The organism is Vibrio sp. 10N.286.45.E10 (assembly GCF_002874195.2).
Classification (GTDB): domain Bacteria; phylum Pseudomonadota; class Gammaproteobacteria; order Enterobacterales; family Vibrionaceae; genus Vibrio; species Vibrio crassostreae.
The window spans coordinates 106189-122557 of sequence record NZ_MCWD02000004.1; the positions used below are offsets into that span (position 1 = coordinate 106189).

Consider the following 16369-nt stretch of genomic DNA (forward strand, 5'->3'; position numbering starts at 1 on the left):
CGCCAAACGGAATCTGCCATGTGTATGCTTGAATGTGAAATGTGTTGCACTGTTAAATTTAGACTACAATTAAGGTAACTTTAATCGTGGGTGCACTTATGAAAATCAAAATATTAACTATTATTTTACTAAGTTTTCCAACCATTGTTTCGGCACATATTAATCACATTGATCCTGATGATATCTGCTACTTAAAAGTGAAAGAAATGATGATTTATATCTATAAGCTTGACCCTAGTAATGAGAAGTTCCAAAAGGTGTCAGAGAAAATGGATTCCATCGATGTTTTAATTGGTGAAAAAAAATATTGTGATGCGGAAAATATCCTAGCGAGATTACTTAGAAAATAAAAGGCTTGTTGGAACCTTATATACCGAATCAACTTGAAGATGCAAGCTTGAGAACCTGACCATTATCATTAATTCGAGGAGCGAAAGAGCCTGCGAACTCTGGAAGAGTCACAGTAAAAAAGGCTTTGTTGCGTCATTCAGACGAGGAACCAAACCTCCTAAAGTTGAGTAACTTTTATACAATGCACTGAGTTTCATTCATACAAAGCCTTGTAAGATTGTTCAGTGCTTTGATCATGGCGTAAGTCTCGCCAACCTGAGCATTACAGTTTCTTTGGCTTCATTTCCCCACCTAGTAGTTGTTTTACTCGGTACATTGCTGTCTCTGATAGTGAGCGCTTGTGATAGCCATAGCGCTTTTTCTAGTTGTCGTTGGAGCCGTAGAGTTTTTGACAACCTACTCGTCCCTTCTCGTGGCGGGATAAGTGGAACAGTATAGCACCATGGCAATTCCTTGTGCCATAAGCGCCATCACCTGATATCTCAATGATTTTACAGCGTGTTTGCTTGAGTATTCCGCATCGGTTACGTTAGATAAACTCAGCTCTGCTGCGACGATTTCATGGGTGCTTGCATCTACTGCGATATGCAGCTTACGCCAGATGTTGTATCGCTCCTCTGGTTTTGGCTTTAAATGAAAGCTCGGCGGCTTATACAGGTTTAGTGCGGTAGTTATGGCTAAGTCGCTGAATCGGCAAGGTCTGCCACGCTTACCTTGTTTGTTTTGCTTCCACTCGGCTATCGCTTCCTCATCAATCCAAAAGGTCAGTGAGCTGAGGACTTATGTCAGCTATGCGTCTATGATAGCTAATATGAATTGCTCTTTTTTACTTAAGGTGTGTATCCATACGCTCTAATTTCGCGGTTTTGGGTGTCCAAGTACATTAGGTTCGACTGCTCAAGCTTCTTGGCACGTTATATGAAACGGTTTATTCCTAAATTGGTTGAGGACAGTTCAAGCCTGTACATTCCAGTTAGTTGGGCATAACTTGTCCAAAAAAAACAATCAAATAATATGATTGGCGTTACCAATGTGGTAGGTGTTTCAATACAAGGTTGCTCTAACTTCTATTCACATAAATAGGTTTAGATTTACAAACCATGTTGTCAAGGTAGTTCTTTCCTCGGAATGATAAGAACTTACTAAATAACTAATCGCTTGCTTGCGTCATACATTTTTTCGTTTTTTATATGGATATATCGTTGAGTTGTGGTAATACTAGCATGACCCATCATATCCTTTAACGTCATGATATCCACACCATTCTCTAACAAAGTGCTTGCATATGTGCGGCGCAAGTCGTGCGGAGAGCAATGCTCTAAGCCTGCTTCCATTCGTCTGGTCCTAAGTATTTCGTAGATCGCCTGATCAGTCATCCGCGTATCTTGAACATCATCATGACGCCGAATTCTTGAAAAAAGGGGACCTGGTTGTTGACCACGGACATCCTGAACCCATAAATTCAATCTTTTTAGCGTTCCATCAGGCATAAAGGCTAAACGTTCTTTGTTGGGGTTTGAAGTCCAATGGAACGAAAACGTACGCTAAGGCCAATCATCAAAATCTGAAGGATTTTTCAGTGGCCTTAGCTGCCCCTTCATCACTTGATCTGCTAACGTAAATGAGTAGTGCCCAAGCATATTCACGTGTTTGTAACCAAGTGGTGACAACCGAGCCTCATCTTCTTCTTTTATCTCAGTATCTTGTTCTCGCAGATGATCCAGTGAAGCCTGCATATATATTGTATTCCAGAGCACGAGAGCATTAGTGACAAGACCTAGGGCACCAAGCTGGTCTTCCTGTCCTTCTCGATACCGTTTTCTGATTTCACCTCGTTGACCATGACAGATGGCACGAGCCACAGCATGACGGCCTTCTCCCCGGTTCAATTGGGTTAAAATCCGACGACGATAATCTTCATCATCAACATAGTTCAATAGGTACAACGTCTTATTAATACGACCTGCTTCAATGATGGCCAGTGCCAGGCTTGAAGGACGCGCACTTTTTAGCAAAGTGCGGATTAGTTGGGGTAGTTTGCGGGAAAGTGCAGGGAACTACGTTAAGGGGTTTTACCACTCATAGAAGCCCGTCAAGATAATATGCTCCCAGCCAAGAGGCGATAGATGTGCCAGTTTCTCTGCTGATATCTCAATACCTTTCTCTTTCATGCTTTGAATGATCTCTCCTAAGTGCTTGGTGTTCCAGTAGATTATTATGGCTGCAAGCAAATTAAGGTGCATCATACGTAGATGTTGGTTTTCAGAGAAGCGATCTGTAATTTCTCCACGTCGATTGAAATTAAGCGCTCGTTTTAACGCGTGATGTGCCTCTCCTTTGTTTAGACCCATTTGAGTCCGACGTTGCATAGGCATAGAACTGATCCATTTTAGGATAAATATTGTGCGTTCAATCCGTCCAATTTCTCTCAGGGCAAAGGCTAATTCGTTTTGCCGTGGGAAAGATGCGAGCTGTCGCAAGATATCACTCGGAACCACTTTATGCGTCATAACGCTGGCAATAAGACGAATAATATCCGGCCATTGTTTTTCAATTCGAGTAATATTCGCTTTAGCAGTGATAAGTTCTTTCATTGCTTTGGGTACAGTCACTCCATCCATACCATAAAGAGTTAGAGATGAGAGGTTACGCAATCTAGGGGAGAACTGGTATCCAAGCAATGCACACATAGCAAAGACATGATCGGTAAATCCTCCAGTGTCTGCATAATGCTCTTTGATACGTTTCCCAGCATCATTCATCGTAAGCCCATCAAGAATATAAGGCGCTTCATGTGCCGTTGCTGGGATGGTTTTCAGGGCAAAGGGGCCATATTGATCAGAGACATGTGTATAGGCTTTGATACCAGGAATAAAGCCATACTTAGCATTCACAACATTTAGTGCCTGCCCAGAACCGCTACTTATCATAAACTGTCCATCTGAAGATGAACTTGTGCCATCTCCCCATGCGCTAGCCATAGGAAGAGCTTTATGCTTCTCGATGACAACGGCTAGAGCATCAGTCATTGTCTCACTTGTCACATGCCAGTTAGAGATCCGCATTAATGACCAAGGTGATATGCTGGATGAGTTGCATGAAGCCATTTTCTTTAACCCCATATTAATACCGCCGGCTAGCAAGACATTAAGCAAACCAATTTCATCAGCACACGGTGAACCACTATGGATGTGTGTAAAACTGTCTGTCAGCCCAATATCCTCGTTGACCTCACGTAAAATCTCTGTAATCGAAACGTCTGGTAGTTGTTTGTATAGCTCTATTGAGAATTTATCCATACCTTCTGGTATCTGGCGATCAAGGCGATTAACTCGTATTTTTCCCTTCTCAATTCCACTATTGGGTAAACTGCTTTGCCGTATCATTTGGTTTACCTGTTTGATTTGTTGTGCCAGTAGGTCTTGGCGGCTTTTAATCCATGTTTGCGGATCAAGAGGAATAGGTAGCGATAACGTATGTTGAGCCATTTCAAGAGAAAGTAGTTGTTGGCGAGTATCTTGATAAGTACCAGAATCCGATACCCAAAGATCACGAGAGCGGAGGTGATCACGAATTGCAAAGAGAACGGCCGTTTCCCAAAGCTTTCGCTCGGGCGATTGACCTAAGCGTTTACGCCATTTTGCATTAGCGAATTCAGTCGGCAAAATGACATTTGCTTGGATGCTAGTATGAGTTTGATTCAGCTTCTTCAATAAAGTTATGGCGCCTAATAATGGCTTCGTTACCTCATTGCCTTCAAAGGCAATATCTTCAAGAAGACGTTGTGTATAGCGCCTAAATCTACCGTATCCACGCAGGACATATTCTAGTGGGTCATTACTTAGTCGTTGCGATAGCTCTGTTGCGGTGAGTATGAGAGAGTGCAGTTCGTTTGCATCCGTTATCACTTCAGGCACTGCGAGATTTTTTGCATGGCCCTTCAAAAGCTGTTTTCCCAACGTAGCAAAGGATTTGAGGGTCTTGTTCGCAACTGACTTCTGCTGCGTGAGTTGGTCGTCCAGATAGCGCTTACACTCGTTGTAAGTTTTTCCAACAATTCGGTCGTGGGTTGTCAGGATCGCATCTGTTATCATGGCCTGCCACTCTATCGCACAGGTAGCTAATATAGCTAACCTTCTGGATTCATTAATGTCACGTAATCCATCTGAATAATAAGACTCCCCCTGCTGCCTTAACCAAATAACGCGATGTGGTGGGATACCTCGCAGAATAGACTTCGGAATGTTCAACTTTTTCAAGTATTCCAGCTTATCAAGTAAACGGTTAACATCGGCTGAATTGTGACCAGCCTCAAACCGTTTCAACCAACCATAGATGGTAAGTCGACCGTCAACGGTGTCCTTGAGTAAGCCATGCAGACTTTTTTGCATTTTGCTATCAAGGCGCTCCGTGATTTGAGCGACGATAGTACGCTCTCCAGCGACTCGTGCATCGGCGCACAATCTCTCAATCACTGTAATACCAGGAAGAATTACCTTATATTTACGACATTGTTTCACGAACAGTTCAGCTAGCTCAGCATTACTTCTTGTTTCTATTGCAGTCTCTGTAAGCCATTTGATAAATGACTTTTCATCAGAGCCCTGGAAAGTACGAAATCCATAAGAGCGCTGTAAAGAAGATGAATGTTCATATTTGGTCTCAGCTCTCAAACCATATTCTATGAGTTCATTCTGATCTAGACCTAGCTGCTGAGCGATAAATATTAACGTTTCTTGCGGAATCAACTCTTTCTTTTGCAACAACCTCCCTGGATAACGAAAGGCACAAAGCTGTAAAGCATAGCCAAGTTTATTGGCTGCTTTCCGTTTTTCGTTAACACGCTGAATGTCTTCATCGCTTAAAATATAGTACTGCAGCAATGTAGGTTCATCCTTTGGCAGTTCTAGCAAGTCTTGACGCTGCCTTTCAGTCAGGATAGTACGATGTGACAAAGGGAACCCTCCAAATAAAGTGAGTGCAAAAAGTATACTTCTTGCACGGATACTCCAATATAATGTCAGTGGGTGGCATAATACAAAAATGCCGCGCAAAAACTTTAGCAATAAACAACGTGCGTAAACCTAAATGATCTATTCTTTTTGCACTTATACCTATGACACAATTAATTGGATATGCCCGCGTAAGCTCAGCCTCTCAAAATCTGGATGCACAACTTGACCAATTAAAGTTGGCTGGATGCGAAAAAATCTTTACCGATAAAATAAACGGTACAAAGAAAGATAGGCCTGGTTGGCAAGAGATGATGAATTACATCCGTACAGGGGACATGCTGGTTATAATGGAACTAAGCCGGATGTCGCGGTCACTCTCACATTTGCTTGAGATTGTCGATGAGCTAAAAGACAGGAAAGTTGAACTAAAATCGCTCCGCGAGAATATAGATACCTCAACAGCCACAGGTCGTGCGTTCCTCTCCATAATGGGGGCTATTTCTCAAATGGAGCTAGAGATAAAGGCTGAGCGCGCAGAAGCAGGAAGGGCCGCAGCAAAAGCCAGAGGGAAATCCGGTGGTCGACCTAGAATTGATCCAGATAAGTTGGAGCAGGCTCGCATACTTTACCAAAACTCTGACAAATCGGCTCGTGAGGTCTGTGAGTTATTTGGTTTTTCAAGAAGAACACTATTTAGCTACATGAAAAATCATAAAAAACCTTAACGTAGTTCCCTGCACTTTCCCGCAAACTACCCCTTTATGGCCGATAATTGTGAAGCCAGAAAGCAGTCTATCAAGCCCAAATTGAGTCAGGAAAAACACCGCATCTTTCTCTTTTGTAGGCCATTTATACTTGGCTTTTTCAAGGCGCTTGTACCAGAGAGCGAAGCCTGTTTTATCCCAGTACAACACTTTGATTTTATCGCGCTGCTTGTTAGTGAACAGGAACAGTGCGCCACTTCCTAGAGGTAAATCGGTGTCACTTTCGATAATCGCCGCGAGGCCGTTGATGGACTTTCTAAAGTCAACGCTGTCACGATACAAGTAAACATCTGGAGCACTGAGTATGTGTTTCATGACAGCGCGCCGATGAGTTCCGCCAGATAGACCGCTGGCGTGCCTTGTGGAATGCTCAGCTCAACATCATTGATGAGAAGAGTCATATTAGCCGTTGCGAACTGAGCTTGATATTTCGTCGTCTTTTCGACGATTTCAGCTCTGACAAATCCAGCTGGCGTTGGTCGTATTGCGGTTTGAAGTTGGCGCCGTTTGGCGAAGAATGTCGATAAACTCAGTCCGTGGTACGCGTTGAGTAATATTGCTGTTTTCATATTGTTCTAAGAGAGCTTGCCATTCTTGGTTGGGGCGTCGTTTTGCCATTATAAAATTTCCTTTTGGTTGGAGACTTGATCTTATGATTAGTGCTTGGCGATTAGAATGCGGGGTTTATGATGCGCTTACTTTGAGACAATGTTCCGCATCCATTGCATGCAGCAATGGTACTGTCTTGGTGACGAAGCGACCGAAGATGCCTTATACGAAATAGCTTCAATGCGTCAATTTGCACGATTATCACTGGATAAAACGATCCCAGACCGCACCACTATCATGAACTTTAGGCACTTGTTAGAAAAGTACAAACTCACGCGTAAATTATTCGAAACCGTCAACCAATGGCTATCGGACTGTGGCGTCATGATGACGCAGGGAACGTTGGTCGATGCCACCATAATCAGAGCACCGAGCTCCACTAAGAATAAAAATAATGAGCGTGACCCAGAGATGCATCAGACCAAGAAAGGCAATGAATGGTACTTCGGCATGAAAGCCCATATTGGCGTGGATGCCAAGAGCGGTCTCACCCATACGCTCGTAACCACTGCCGCCAACGAACATGACCTGAACCAATTGCATAATTTGCTGCACGGTGAGGAGGAATTCGTTTCCGGCGATGCCGGTTATCAAGGCGCACAGAAACGGGAAGAACTGAAAGGCACGGATGTGGAGTGGCTGATTGCTGAGCGTCCCGGTAAAATCCGAGTGATTAAAAAACGCCCTCGCAAGAATAAGACAATGATTAACATCGAATACTTAAAAGCCAGCATCCGAGCAAAGGTAGAGCACCCGTTTCGCGTTATCAAATGCCAGTTTGGCTTCATCAAAGCACGTTACAAGGGACTGATGAAAAATGACTCACAGCTAGCCATGCTATTTACTTTGGCAAACGTGTTTAAAGTAGATCAGATGTTACGGCGACAGGAAAGATCTATCTAAAATCCGGGAATAGCCCGAAATAAGGCCAAAACCCTGTTTAAAACGGCCCAAAGTTGGCCTAAAATCGAAATTTATCGTTTAAAAATTGAGCGCGTAAAGTAAAGGCTTGATCCAGACCTAAATTGTAGGACTTATTCGCATCTTCCCTGTTACCGCCCCTTTGATTGGTTAATTTTTAACAGTGACAACTAGCCTGACACAGGGGGTTTTCAAAATGTTGTAGGTGGATTTTCAAGTAGTACAGTGCAGATTGACAAGTGCCATTATTTGAAATGACAAAGTGATAGCTGAAGTATTCAATGTATAAAAGGCTTTGATCAGCAAATGGTTTTGCAATTGTTCATGAAAACGGTGAGCTATGCCTACCACACATTCTGTTGGCCGAAATAGAGGTGGTGAATTGATGATACGAGCTATAGTGTCATCAGCAGGAATACCATTCAAAAACAAGTCATTACGCTTAAACCAATCATGATGACCGAGAATGTATTCACGAATATCAAACCAACCTTTGGCGCCAGCAATCACCGCACATAGTGAGCCAAAAAGGACTTCAAACAGGTAATATGTGACCTTTGCACCTTGGCGTTGGTCGATAATCGTTTGAAAATGTTCTTTGAAGTGGTCAATGTGCATGATGCTCTCCCTAAAAAGGGAGTATATGATCACAGCTAAATGTGATCGTCAAATTGGTCATGATTTTGATTAAAAAACGTTCACGATCTCACCCTGTGAATTGACCTACTTGTCGTGGATAGATTTACTATTTAATCAGGCCATTATGATACGTATGGGATTGAACTCTTTCCATGATACACAAATTATTTTTGTTGTGAAAAATAAAACCATTACTGAAAGTTATTTGAAGAGCACATATTCTTACAGAAGTCGTTATTAGGTCCACAATCCAGTTTTGTGATGAGTCTAGAGGAAAGGTGCAATGAACTTTAAGCTTATACAGACTTAATGCTTCAGAAGACAATAAGTCAATCAGGCTATCTTCAGTTCGAACTAAATGTACCGCCATATCTATACTCCATACATAACATTAAGGTATTAAAAGTATGGTATCAATACTCATACAATACCAGATAGATTTCTAATCTAAATTAACAGTCCCCTAGACTTTGATGTGATGGACATTCCTTTCTTTGGCATGTAGAGCAGTAAAACTATCAAATGTGTTAAGCCCTCTACATGACATTATAGAGAGAAGGTAAGCTGTGCTAAAAATAACATAGACTTGTTATTGTTATACTCAGAAAAGCTAACCCCTGTTGAAATGGTTGTTTTCTCAAGGATATCGTATCCAAGATTTATTCCCAGTATGGTTGAGGTATCTTTGGAGTTATATGAGTTATCATTTATGCGGACGTTATTAGACCAATAGAGTTGTCCGATACTCAGCGTAGTCGACCACAACCCATATTGGTACTTCCCTGCTGCAAGGAGTGAGAACCCGCTACCGGGAGCCATGATTTGACTAACCAATTCTCTAGGAGCCTTATCTGTCATTAGAGTCCCACTAAAAGAACCAAAATGAGTAAAGCCAGCACCTAAGCCTAATTTTAACTCGCTATTAGCAGTCGTATAATTCCATGGATAATGGATTAGATTTACATTAAAGCCACCTCCGCGTTTTGATCTGCACCAGAAGTTTTGGACACTGAGTTAAGTGAGTACAATCACTAACGAGGTGAACAATGACAACTAAGAAAACACGAATCAAACATGCTCCTGAATTTAAATCCGAAGCACTTAAGTTGGCAGAGAAAGTCGGTGTCGCTGCTGCGGCACGACAGCTATCGTTGTATGAATCTCAAATTTATGGATGGCGTAAAGCCGTCAAAAAAGATGCGAAAATCAGCGATAGAGAAAGGGAACTCGCCACTGAAAATGCCAAACTCAAACGGTTATTGGCTGAGCAAGCTGAAGAGCTAGATATCGTAAAAAAGGCCGCCACCTACTTCGCGAAAAATCTAAAGTAGATTGCTATGAGTTTATGCTCGAACACCTTATGCAATATAGGATTGTCCGTATGGCTAAGGTGTTTGGGGTTTCTCGAAGTGGGTTTTATTATTGGATTGATAATCGCCATAAAGTCACTCAACGCAACGAGCACCGAAAGCAGCTTGACAGCAAAGTTCGAGAAGTCTTTGATGATAAAAAGGAACGCGACGGTGCAAGGCGTATTCAAAAAGAACTTGAGGCAAATGGTAATAAGCACGATGTAAAAACCATTGCCACGAGCATGAAGCGCCAGAGCTTAGTCGCGAAGGCAGCCCGTAAGTTTAAATGTACGACAGACAGCAAGCATAGGCTTCCTGTTGCCCCGAACTTGCTAGAGCAAGATTTTAATGCGACAGCACCAAACCAAAAATGGGCTGGAGATATTACCTATCTAGCGACAAGCGAAGGTTGGATGTATTTGGCGGTTGTTATCGACTTGTACTCACGGCAAGTAGTTGGTTGGTCAATGAGCACCAGAATGACCGCGACTCTGGTCTGTGATGCGCTATCAATGGCATTGTTCCGTAGAGGCATGCCCGAAGGGGTAATTATCCATAGTGATAGAGGTAGCCAATATTGTTCAAAAGATTACAGAGACTTAATCTCAGCCCATAATCTAAAACAAAGTATGAGTAGGAAGGGAAATTGCTGGGATAACGCCTGTGTTGAAAGCTTTTTCCACTCAATGAAAGTAGAAGCCGTTCAATACGAGCCGATAATGACGCGAGAAGAGATGCGCCAAGCACTTTTTGAATATATCGAAGTTGATTATAATCGAACAAGAAGGCACAGTGCCCTTGGGTATCTAAGTCCAGTTAACTTTGAAAAACAATATGTCGCTTAATGCGGTGTCCAGTCTAACTGGAGCAGATCACCATCAATGAATCCGCCCCGTTTGGCAGTATTGATGGGCAGAAGCATACGTGCCGTATTAATATATTCAAAACCAGGTACTCAGCAAAATATTTCCGTAAAGGAAAAGGGGTTTCGGCCATGACGTTGGTGTCAAATCATGTACCTTTGAATACGACGGTAATATCGGCCAATGAATACGAAGGGCACTACGCATTCGACCTGCTTTACAACAACAGCAGTGACATCCAGCCCAAGTCTCTGGCCACCGACAATCACGGTACCAATAATGTGAACTTCGCTGTTCTGGATATTTTCGGTTACCAGTTTTCACCCCGATACGCCAAGTTCAAGCATGCTTTTGAAAACCTGTTTGAGGTAAACATAGATGGTGATCTTGATATCAAGCTTAAAAAGCCCATTCGAGTAAAACTCATTAAAGATGACTGGGACCGAATCCAACATATCATCTGCTCTCTGAGCAGAAAATCAACGGAACAACACGTCATCATCCGCAAGCTGTCAAACAGCAAACGTGGTAGCCGGACGCTCGCCGCGCTGCGAGAATATGACCGATTGATTAAGTGCCTTTACATGCTGGACTATATTGACAGAAAAGATTTGAGGCAGTTTGTTCAGCAGGCACTGAACAGGGGTGAAGCCTACCATCAACTTCGCCGTGCAATTGGTAACCTTAACGGGGATCAGTTGCGTGGTGGAAGTGATTTCCAGATTGAGCAATGGAATGATTGTGCCCGCCTGATAGCCAACTGCATCATTTACTACAATTCAGCATTGTTATCTAGCCTTGTAGAGCGCTTCGAGAAGCAAAAAAATGACGATGCAATCGAGTTACTATCGAATATTTCTCCAGTTGCTTGGGGGCATATCCAATTGACGGGGCACTATGTCTTCGAAGAAAGAGAAGACATGCTGAATCTGGAAAGTATGCTCGAAAGCGTCCACCCACTATCATCAGACGCGGAGATAGACAGTATTACTTCAGTGGCCTAATTCAGCCATAAAATGAAAAATGAACTTTTCGGGGAAATGTGCGCAATACCCCAATTAGCGCGGAATCTAAAAAACAGGTCGCATTTGCTACTCAGCGCTGCATTGAGGAAATTGGCTTGAAATACTACTCATCTGATGATCTAGTCTTACTAAATAACTAATCGCTTGCTTGCGTCATACATTTTTTCGTTTTTTATATGGATATATCGTTGAGTTGTGGTAATACTAGCATGACCCATCATATCCTTTAACGTCATGATATCCACACCATTCTCTAACAAAGTGCTTGCATATGTGCGGCGCAAGTCGTGCGGAGAGCAATGCTCTAAGCCTGCTTCCATTCGTCTGGTCCTAAGTATTTCGTAGATCGCCTGATCAGTCATCCGCGTATCTTGAACATCATCATGACGCCGAATTCTTGAAAAAAGGGGACCTGGTTGTTGACCACGGACATCCTGAACCCATAAATTCAATCTTTTTAGCGTTCCATCAGGCATAAAGGCTAAACGTTCTTTGTTCCCCTTACCCATGACCTTTATAGCTTGTTCTTGCCAATAAACATTTGATAAGTCGAGACTTACAATTTCACCTCTACGTAAACCACATCCTAAAAGAATGCCAAAAATGGCACCATCTCTCACTCCTTTACATCTAGGGTCCTCATCACAGCTCTTAAAAAGTTGTCTTACCTCAATACTATCTAATGATCTTCCTTTTGGCACCCTCTGGCCCCGAACATTCTTTATTTGTTTGATATGTTGGTAAGTTTCCATATCAATTTGCTTCATTGTCCATGCTTCAAAAGCAACTCCCTTTAATCCAGCAAGGTAGGTATTAATTGTATCTGGCGCTCTTCCCGCATCAATCAGTAAGTCAATAATTCCCTGTATGTGATGGCGTCTCATCGTTCCCCAATCACAATATAAAATGTTCTGGTTCCCCGTCATTCTAGCTACATTATTTAGGAAGTATCCCATTTTTTGCCGACTCAGATGGGAGCGCAGACTCAGTAAATAAGCAGATGCTGCGTTTACCTCAATAGTATTTTTAACTTGCTCTGTCGTGAGTAAAGCTTTTTGATATTCTTTAGATATACTACTATCCACTTTGTTTTCCACTTTTGTACATCTCCTCCCCCTCTTTGAGTAAAAGTTACTTATCTAAATATAGTGCGTATACAGGTATAAAATAAATTATTTACGAACTATAATTTAACATTTCCTTAAGGAAAACATGGATTTTTTTCTACTATGATTTACTATGAATCTGTACGAAATCCCTCTTTCTGTAATGTTTACAACATCCTGGTCTGAGCATATTCTTCTTATTATTTCCTTCCTTGAATTCAGGATGTTAATATAATCTTCCTCTGATGAATCAATGATAACAACAATAGTATTATTGTCATTGTACGCATCAGTTATTGTTCCCCATCGTATAGGCTTTGGTGTATGCAATTTAATCATGTTAGCCCTATTTTTAGCAATTTCCGTCACTATATAGTACTGGTGTGTGTGATTAGTACACCCTGTAGTGCATGCAAAAAGTAAAATTATAGAAAGTATGATTTTCATAAAAAAATGATCCTATACGATAACCTGAAAAAGATAGTATCAGAGTACGAAAGGGAGCCTTCAGGAACATAGAATAAATCTAATCCATACTTTTCATAAAAATTAAATGATAGTGATGGGATTAATGATGAACCACTGTGCTTTGTTATTGAACCATTTTCTTTTTTACCCTTTTCAAAATAACTCAAACCTACAGATGGCAATATTTCAATATTATTATTTATCCTTATCTTATATCTATAATTCAAACCAAAGTAGTCACTACTTACATTTAATGAATCCTTCATTCTCCAATATCCTACTCCGACTTGATTATTGTTAGTATCTAGACTATAAACTTCGAGCCCAATTCCTTCATGAACTTCATTAAATTCATCTTTAGTGTTGAAGTGGTGAGACCATCCGCCAAATTTTATCTCTATAAATGTAGAAGCCAGGCATGAGCTAGAAAAAAAGTAAATAATAAAAGTGGATATGATATTTTTCATCGCGTTAACCCGACCTCTAAATTATATTTTCAGTATAGGTTTATTTTTTTATTTTTCAATAATAAGTGAGACGAAACCGATAGATTAGGTAAGGCTAGCGCATTTTAACCGCAGACTCTAAAAGCACTGAGCGGTATTCATCATTCAGTGCTGCATTCTTTTTCTTTCGAGCCATACTCATCTTTTGGGTTGTATCAAACTTAAACAAGTTGAGGGCTATTTTCCTTAACGCATTAAAAGCCAACGCACCATTTCCTTTTCTAATTCGGCATTCATCTTCTCTGAAGGTCATGTCTAACATCCAGTGCATACTCTCTACTTGCCAATGACCACGGACAGCTTTAAGTGCTTGTTCTGCATCTAATTCCAGTGAACTGATATACCAACGAGTCTCTTTGCTAACCTTGCATGTTATGGAGTGCTCGACCTCAGAAGTGATTTTAATAATGCTTCTAAGTCCCTCCCAATGATATTGTTTAGTCAGCCATTCTTTATCAACCACAAGGTGCTCACAGTGTCGCGTCTCGATTCGACCATGTCCTGCGTCTACATCCGTGTGTTGAGCATAGTTCTTCTCGGTGAATTGCTCTCGACACGCCTTATGCCACCAAGCTTCTAGCTCTGCCTGCATCGTTGAGTGATTCCCTTTTAGGGCCAAGACATAGTCCGCTTTGCTTTGAACTATTTGTTTGGCAATCTTGCGCTGACAACCCATCGCATCGAGTGTGATGATGCAGTTCTCTATATCAAGTAAGGTTAACAATTTAGGAATAGCGGTTATTTCATTGCTTTTATCGTCAACGGCGGCCTGACCTAAAACAAGTTGGTTGGAGCAACTCCACGCACTCACCGAATGAAGCGGATTTTTTCTTCCGCGAGTATCGAAAGAGTGGCGTGCTGTTTTGCCATCTACGGCAATGATATCAGTGCCTGTCGTTTGAACTAGCGTCTTCATCCACGACTGAAACGCTTGCTCAATCTCATCTGCTCTGAGTTTGGTGATAACTCTTGCAATTGTATCGTGACGAGGGATGCCATTGAGGAATGGACGGTATTTACGAAGCCAATCTAAACGATTATGGCCGAAATCTTCGATGTCCTCCCAGCCCTCCGCGCCAGAAATCACCGCACTAATAGCAAGTAAAAGAATATCTAAGAGTTGGTGTTTTTTACATCGTTCAATGCGAGGGTCAACGATGTTTTCGAAATGCTCTAGAAACGAATCAGACATGGAAAAGACTCTAAATGGATAATAGTTACCAGATCTGATCCCTTAAATTAGGAAAAGTTCAAATTTATAATGATCTTGCCTTAATAGATTAGGCTGAGTGCACTTGTAATGTTAAATCACCAAGTAGGGAGAGAGGAGAGTTCATTGCTGAGAGTAACAAAGCTCTAGAGTGCGTGAGATCTTAAATGCACAAGGAAACTAACCCTTCGGGAGACTACAAGTATAGCTGAGAACTGAACACGTAACACTCTACTTATGAAAATATACCTTTTCCAAAGTAGAGTAAAAAGTGAAAGGTTTTATGGAAGGATTGCCTTCTAAAATAAGAGGAAATGATATTGGTGACTAGACTGTACGTAAAAAAGGTGCGCGTTCATATGGACTATCACGTAAAGCTTGGAAGGCATTGCTACTCAGTAGCATACGCTCATTACCCGAACTATACCCGTGATCATTGAAGTTGCTTGATTTTCAATAGAATCAGGATCATGCTACGCATCATAAAAATTACACTGACTCCTCAACAGAAACTACAACTCGAACAAACACACGATTTGACTCGTGATGGTCGAGTGCGTGATCGCATTAAAGCAGTTTTACTTACTTCTGAAGGTTGGAGTCAGACCATGATTGCTCAAGCTCTTCGTATCTATGAATCGACTGTTGCACGCCATCTCAGCGACTACGTTCTGTCTGAAAAACTGAAGCCTGAAAATGGCGGAAGTCAAAGCAAGCTTTCTGCCACTCAAACCATGCACCTAATCGAGCATTTGACTGAGAAAACCTATTCCCACACCCATCAAATTGTCGCCTACGTTAAAGACACATTTGGACTTGATTACACGGTTTCTGGTATGAACAAATGGCTTCACCACAATGGCTTTAGCTACAAGCAACCGAAAGGCGTTCCACATAAGTTTGATGAAGCAAAACAACAAGCATTCATAGAGGCTTATGAAGCGCTAAAGACAAGCTGTGGCAAGGATGAGTCGATAGTCTTTATTGATGCCGTTCACCCAACACTATCAACAAAAGTATCTCATGGCTGGATACGAACTGGTCAAGATAAAGTGATTGAAACAACGGGCAATCGCAGTCGATTAAACATTATTGGGGCACTGAACCTTTCGGATATTGGTGCAACCATTGTTCACGACTATGAGAGCATTAACAGTGAATCGATTGTTCGTTTTTTCTGTGAATTAAGAAAGAGTTATCCCTTAGCCCATAAGCTTCATATTATCTTGGACGGTGCGGGGTATCACCGAAGTGACTTAGTCAAAGATGCGGCGTTTGACCTGAATATTGAACTGCATTATCTTCCACCTTACAGCCCAAACCTCAACCCAATAGAGCGGCTATGGAAAGTTATGAATGAGAAATCGAGGAACAACGTTTACTTCAAAAGGAAACGGGATTTCAAAGCTGCAATAGACCAAATTTTTGCTGTGACTCTTCCAGAGAACGCAGTTACTTTGACATCTCGAATTAATGATAATTTTCAGGTTCTCAAGCCTGCATCTTCAAGTTGATTCGGTATATACCCAAGTAACCTCGAGATGCTAGGTTCAGCGAGAATGACTTGAGTATATAGGTAAGTCCGCAATTGGGATCATTC

11 protein-coding genes and 6 pseudogenes are annotated in these 16369 nt (G+C 41.7%); 6 read left to right on the plus strand and 11 right to left on the minus strand.

The genetic code is table 11. The features are described from left to right. Positions 1 to 98 precede the first annotated feature (98 nt). On the plus strand, positions 99 to 350 hold the full coding sequence (locus BCU34_RS23825) for a hypothetical protein (protein ID WP_133146191.1): 252 nt from the start codon (positions 99 to 101) through the stop codon (positions 348 to 350). Positions 351 to 525: 175 nt separating this feature from the next. On the opposite strand, the pseudogene BCU34_RS23830 reads toward BCU34_RS23825, so the two are convergent. The 4 genes and pseudogenes from BCU34_RS23830 to BCU34_RS23845 all read right to left on the minus strand — a co-directional run. Continuing rightward, positions 526 to 1122 (minus strand): annotated as a pseudogene (locus tag BCU34_RS23830) (transposase); the annotation flags it as partial. A gap of 371 nt (positions 1123 to 1493) precedes the next feature. Continuing rightward, a pseudogene (locus BCU34_RS23835) lies at positions 1494 to 1850 on the minus strand (tyrosine-type recombinase/integrase); the annotation flags it as partial. Between the two features lie 45 nt (positions 1851 to 1895). Beyond that, a pseudogene (locus tag BCU34_RS23840) lies at positions 1896 to 2381 on the minus strand (Tn3 family transposase); the annotation flags it as partial. Between the two features lie 42 nt (positions 2382 to 2423). Continuing rightward, on the minus strand, positions 2424 to 5306 hold the full coding sequence (locus tag BCU34_RS23845) for a Tn3 family transposase (RefSeq protein ID WP_102479614.1): 2883 nt from the start codon (positions 5304 to 5306) through the stop codon (positions 2424 to 2426). Between the two features lie 161 nt (positions 5307 to 5467). Here BCU34_RS23845 and BCU34_RS23850 point away from each other — a divergent pair, with 161 nt between their 5' ends. After that, positions 5468 to 6031, plus strand: a complete 564-nt coding sequence (locus BCU34_RS23850) for a recombinase family protein (protein WP_102479615.1) — start codon at positions 5468 to 5470, stop codon at positions 6029 to 6031. Here the strand turns inward: BCU34_RS23850 and tnpB are convergent. Both tnpB and tnpA read right to left on the minus strand, forming a co-directional pair. Further along, positions 5996 to 6385 carry an IS66 family insertion sequence element accessory protein TnpB gene (gene tnpB, locus BCU34_RS23855; RefSeq protein WP_102479617.1) on the minus strand — a complete coding sequence of 130 codons (390 nt, stop codon included), beginning with the start codon at positions 6383 to 6385 and terminating at the stop codon, positions 5996 to 5998. The two genes, BCU34_RS23850 and tnpB, sit on opposite strands and share 36 nt — an antisense overlap. Next, a pseudogene (gene tnpA, locus BCU34_RS23860) lies at positions 6382 to 6688 on the minus strand (IS66 family insertion sequence element accessory protein TnpA). Before tnpA ends, tnpB begins: the two are co-directional and overlap by 4 nt. 84 nt (positions 6689 to 6772) lie before the next feature. On the opposite strand from tnpA, the pseudogene BCU34_RS23865 reads away from it, so the two are divergent. Next, positions 6773 to 7582, plus strand: a pseudogene (locus BCU34_RS23865) (IS5 family transposase); the annotation flags it as partial. Positions 7583 to 7980: 398 nt separating this feature from the next. On the opposite strand, the pseudogene BCU34_RS23870 reads toward BCU34_RS23865, so the two are convergent. Then, a pseudogene (locus BCU34_RS23870) lies at positions 7981 to 8218 on the minus strand (transposase family protein); the annotation flags it as partial. Positions 8219 to 9285: 1067 nt separating this feature from the next. On the opposite strand from BCU34_RS23870, the gene BCU34_RS23875 reads away from it, so the two are divergent. Then, positions 9286 to 10436 (plus strand): IS3 family transposase gene (locus BCU34_RS23875; protein ID WP_102480628.1). Its coding sequence is split into 2 segments (ribosomal slippage): positions 9286 to 9529 and positions 9529 to 10436, totalling 1152 coding nucleotides; the frame shifts between segments, so codons are not numbered across the junction. Positions 10437 to 10495: 59 nt separating this feature from the next. Beyond that, positions 10496 to 11458, plus strand: coding sequence for a Tn3 family transposase (locus BCU34_RS23880; protein WP_276606093.1), 963 nt, complete (start codon positions 10496 to 10498; stop codon positions 11456 to 11458). Positions 11459 to 11607: 149 nt separating this feature from the next. Here the strand turns inward: BCU34_RS23880 and BCU34_RS23885 are convergent, their stop codons facing one another. The 4 genes from BCU34_RS23885 to BCU34_RS23900 form a co-directional block, all read right to left on the minus strand. Continuing rightward, on the minus strand, positions 11608 to 12576 hold the full coding sequence (locus tag BCU34_RS23885; protein ID WP_108145249.1) for a tyrosine-type recombinase/integrase: 969 nt from the start codon (positions 12574 to 12576) through the stop codon (positions 11608 to 11610). Positions 12577 to 12669: 93 nt separating this feature from the next. Next, complete coding sequence (gspS2, locus tag BCU34_RS23890) at positions 12670 to 13032, minus strand: type II secretion system pilot lipoprotein GspS-beta (protein WP_102479711.1); 363 nt, start codon at positions 13030 to 13032, stop codon at positions 12670 to 12672. Then, positions 13029 to 13520: a hypothetical protein gene (locus BCU34_RS23895; protein WP_102479712.1), complete on the minus strand. Its 492-nt coding sequence runs from the start codon at positions 13518 to 13520 to the stop codon at positions 13029 to 13031. The genes gspS2 and BCU34_RS23895 overlap by 4 nt, the downstream gene beginning before the upstream one ends. A 94-nt stretch (positions 13521 to 13614) precedes the next feature. Further along, on the minus strand, positions 13615 to 14751 hold the full coding sequence (locus tag BCU34_RS23900; RefSeq protein ID WP_413216405.1) for an ISAs1 family transposase: 1137 nt from the start codon (positions 14749 to 14751) through the stop codon (positions 13615 to 13617). Between the two features lie 488 nt (positions 14752 to 15239). On the opposite strand from BCU34_RS23900, the gene BCU34_RS23905 reads away from it, so the two are divergent. Continuing rightward, positions 15240 to 16283, plus strand: coding sequence for an IS630 family transposase (locus BCU34_RS23905; RefSeq protein ID WP_102479518.1), 1044 nt, complete (start codon positions 15240 to 15242; stop codon positions 16281 to 16283). Positions 16284 to 16369: the final 86 nt, after the last annotated feature.

Coding starts and splice junctions, on each gene's coding strand:
- BCU34_RS23825 (WP_133146191.1), top strand. CDS start 99: ATGAAAATCAAAATATTAACTATTATTTTACTAAGTTTTCCAACCATT.
- BCU34_RS23850 (WP_102479615.1), top strand. CDS start 5,468: ATGACACAATTAATTGGATATGCCCGCGTAAGCTCAGCCTCTCAAAAT.
- tnpB (WP_102479617.1), bottom strand. CDS start 6,385: ATGAAACACATACTCAGTGCTCCAGATGTTTACTTGTATCGTGACAGC.
- gspS2 (WP_102479711.1), bottom strand. CDS start 13,032: ATGAAAATCATACTTTCTATAATTTTACTTTTTGCATGCACTACAGGG.
- BCU34_RS23895 (WP_102479712.1), bottom strand. CDS start 13,520: ATGAAAAATATCATATCCACTTTTATTATTTACTTTTTTTCTAGCTCA.
- BCU34_RS23900 (WP_413216405.1), bottom strand. CDS start 14,751: ATGTCTGATTCGTTTCTAGAGCATTTCGAAAACATCGTTGACCCTCGC.
- BCU34_RS23905 (WP_102479518.1), top strand. CDS start 15,240: ATGCTACGCATCATAAAAATTACACTGACTCCTCAACAGAAACTACAA.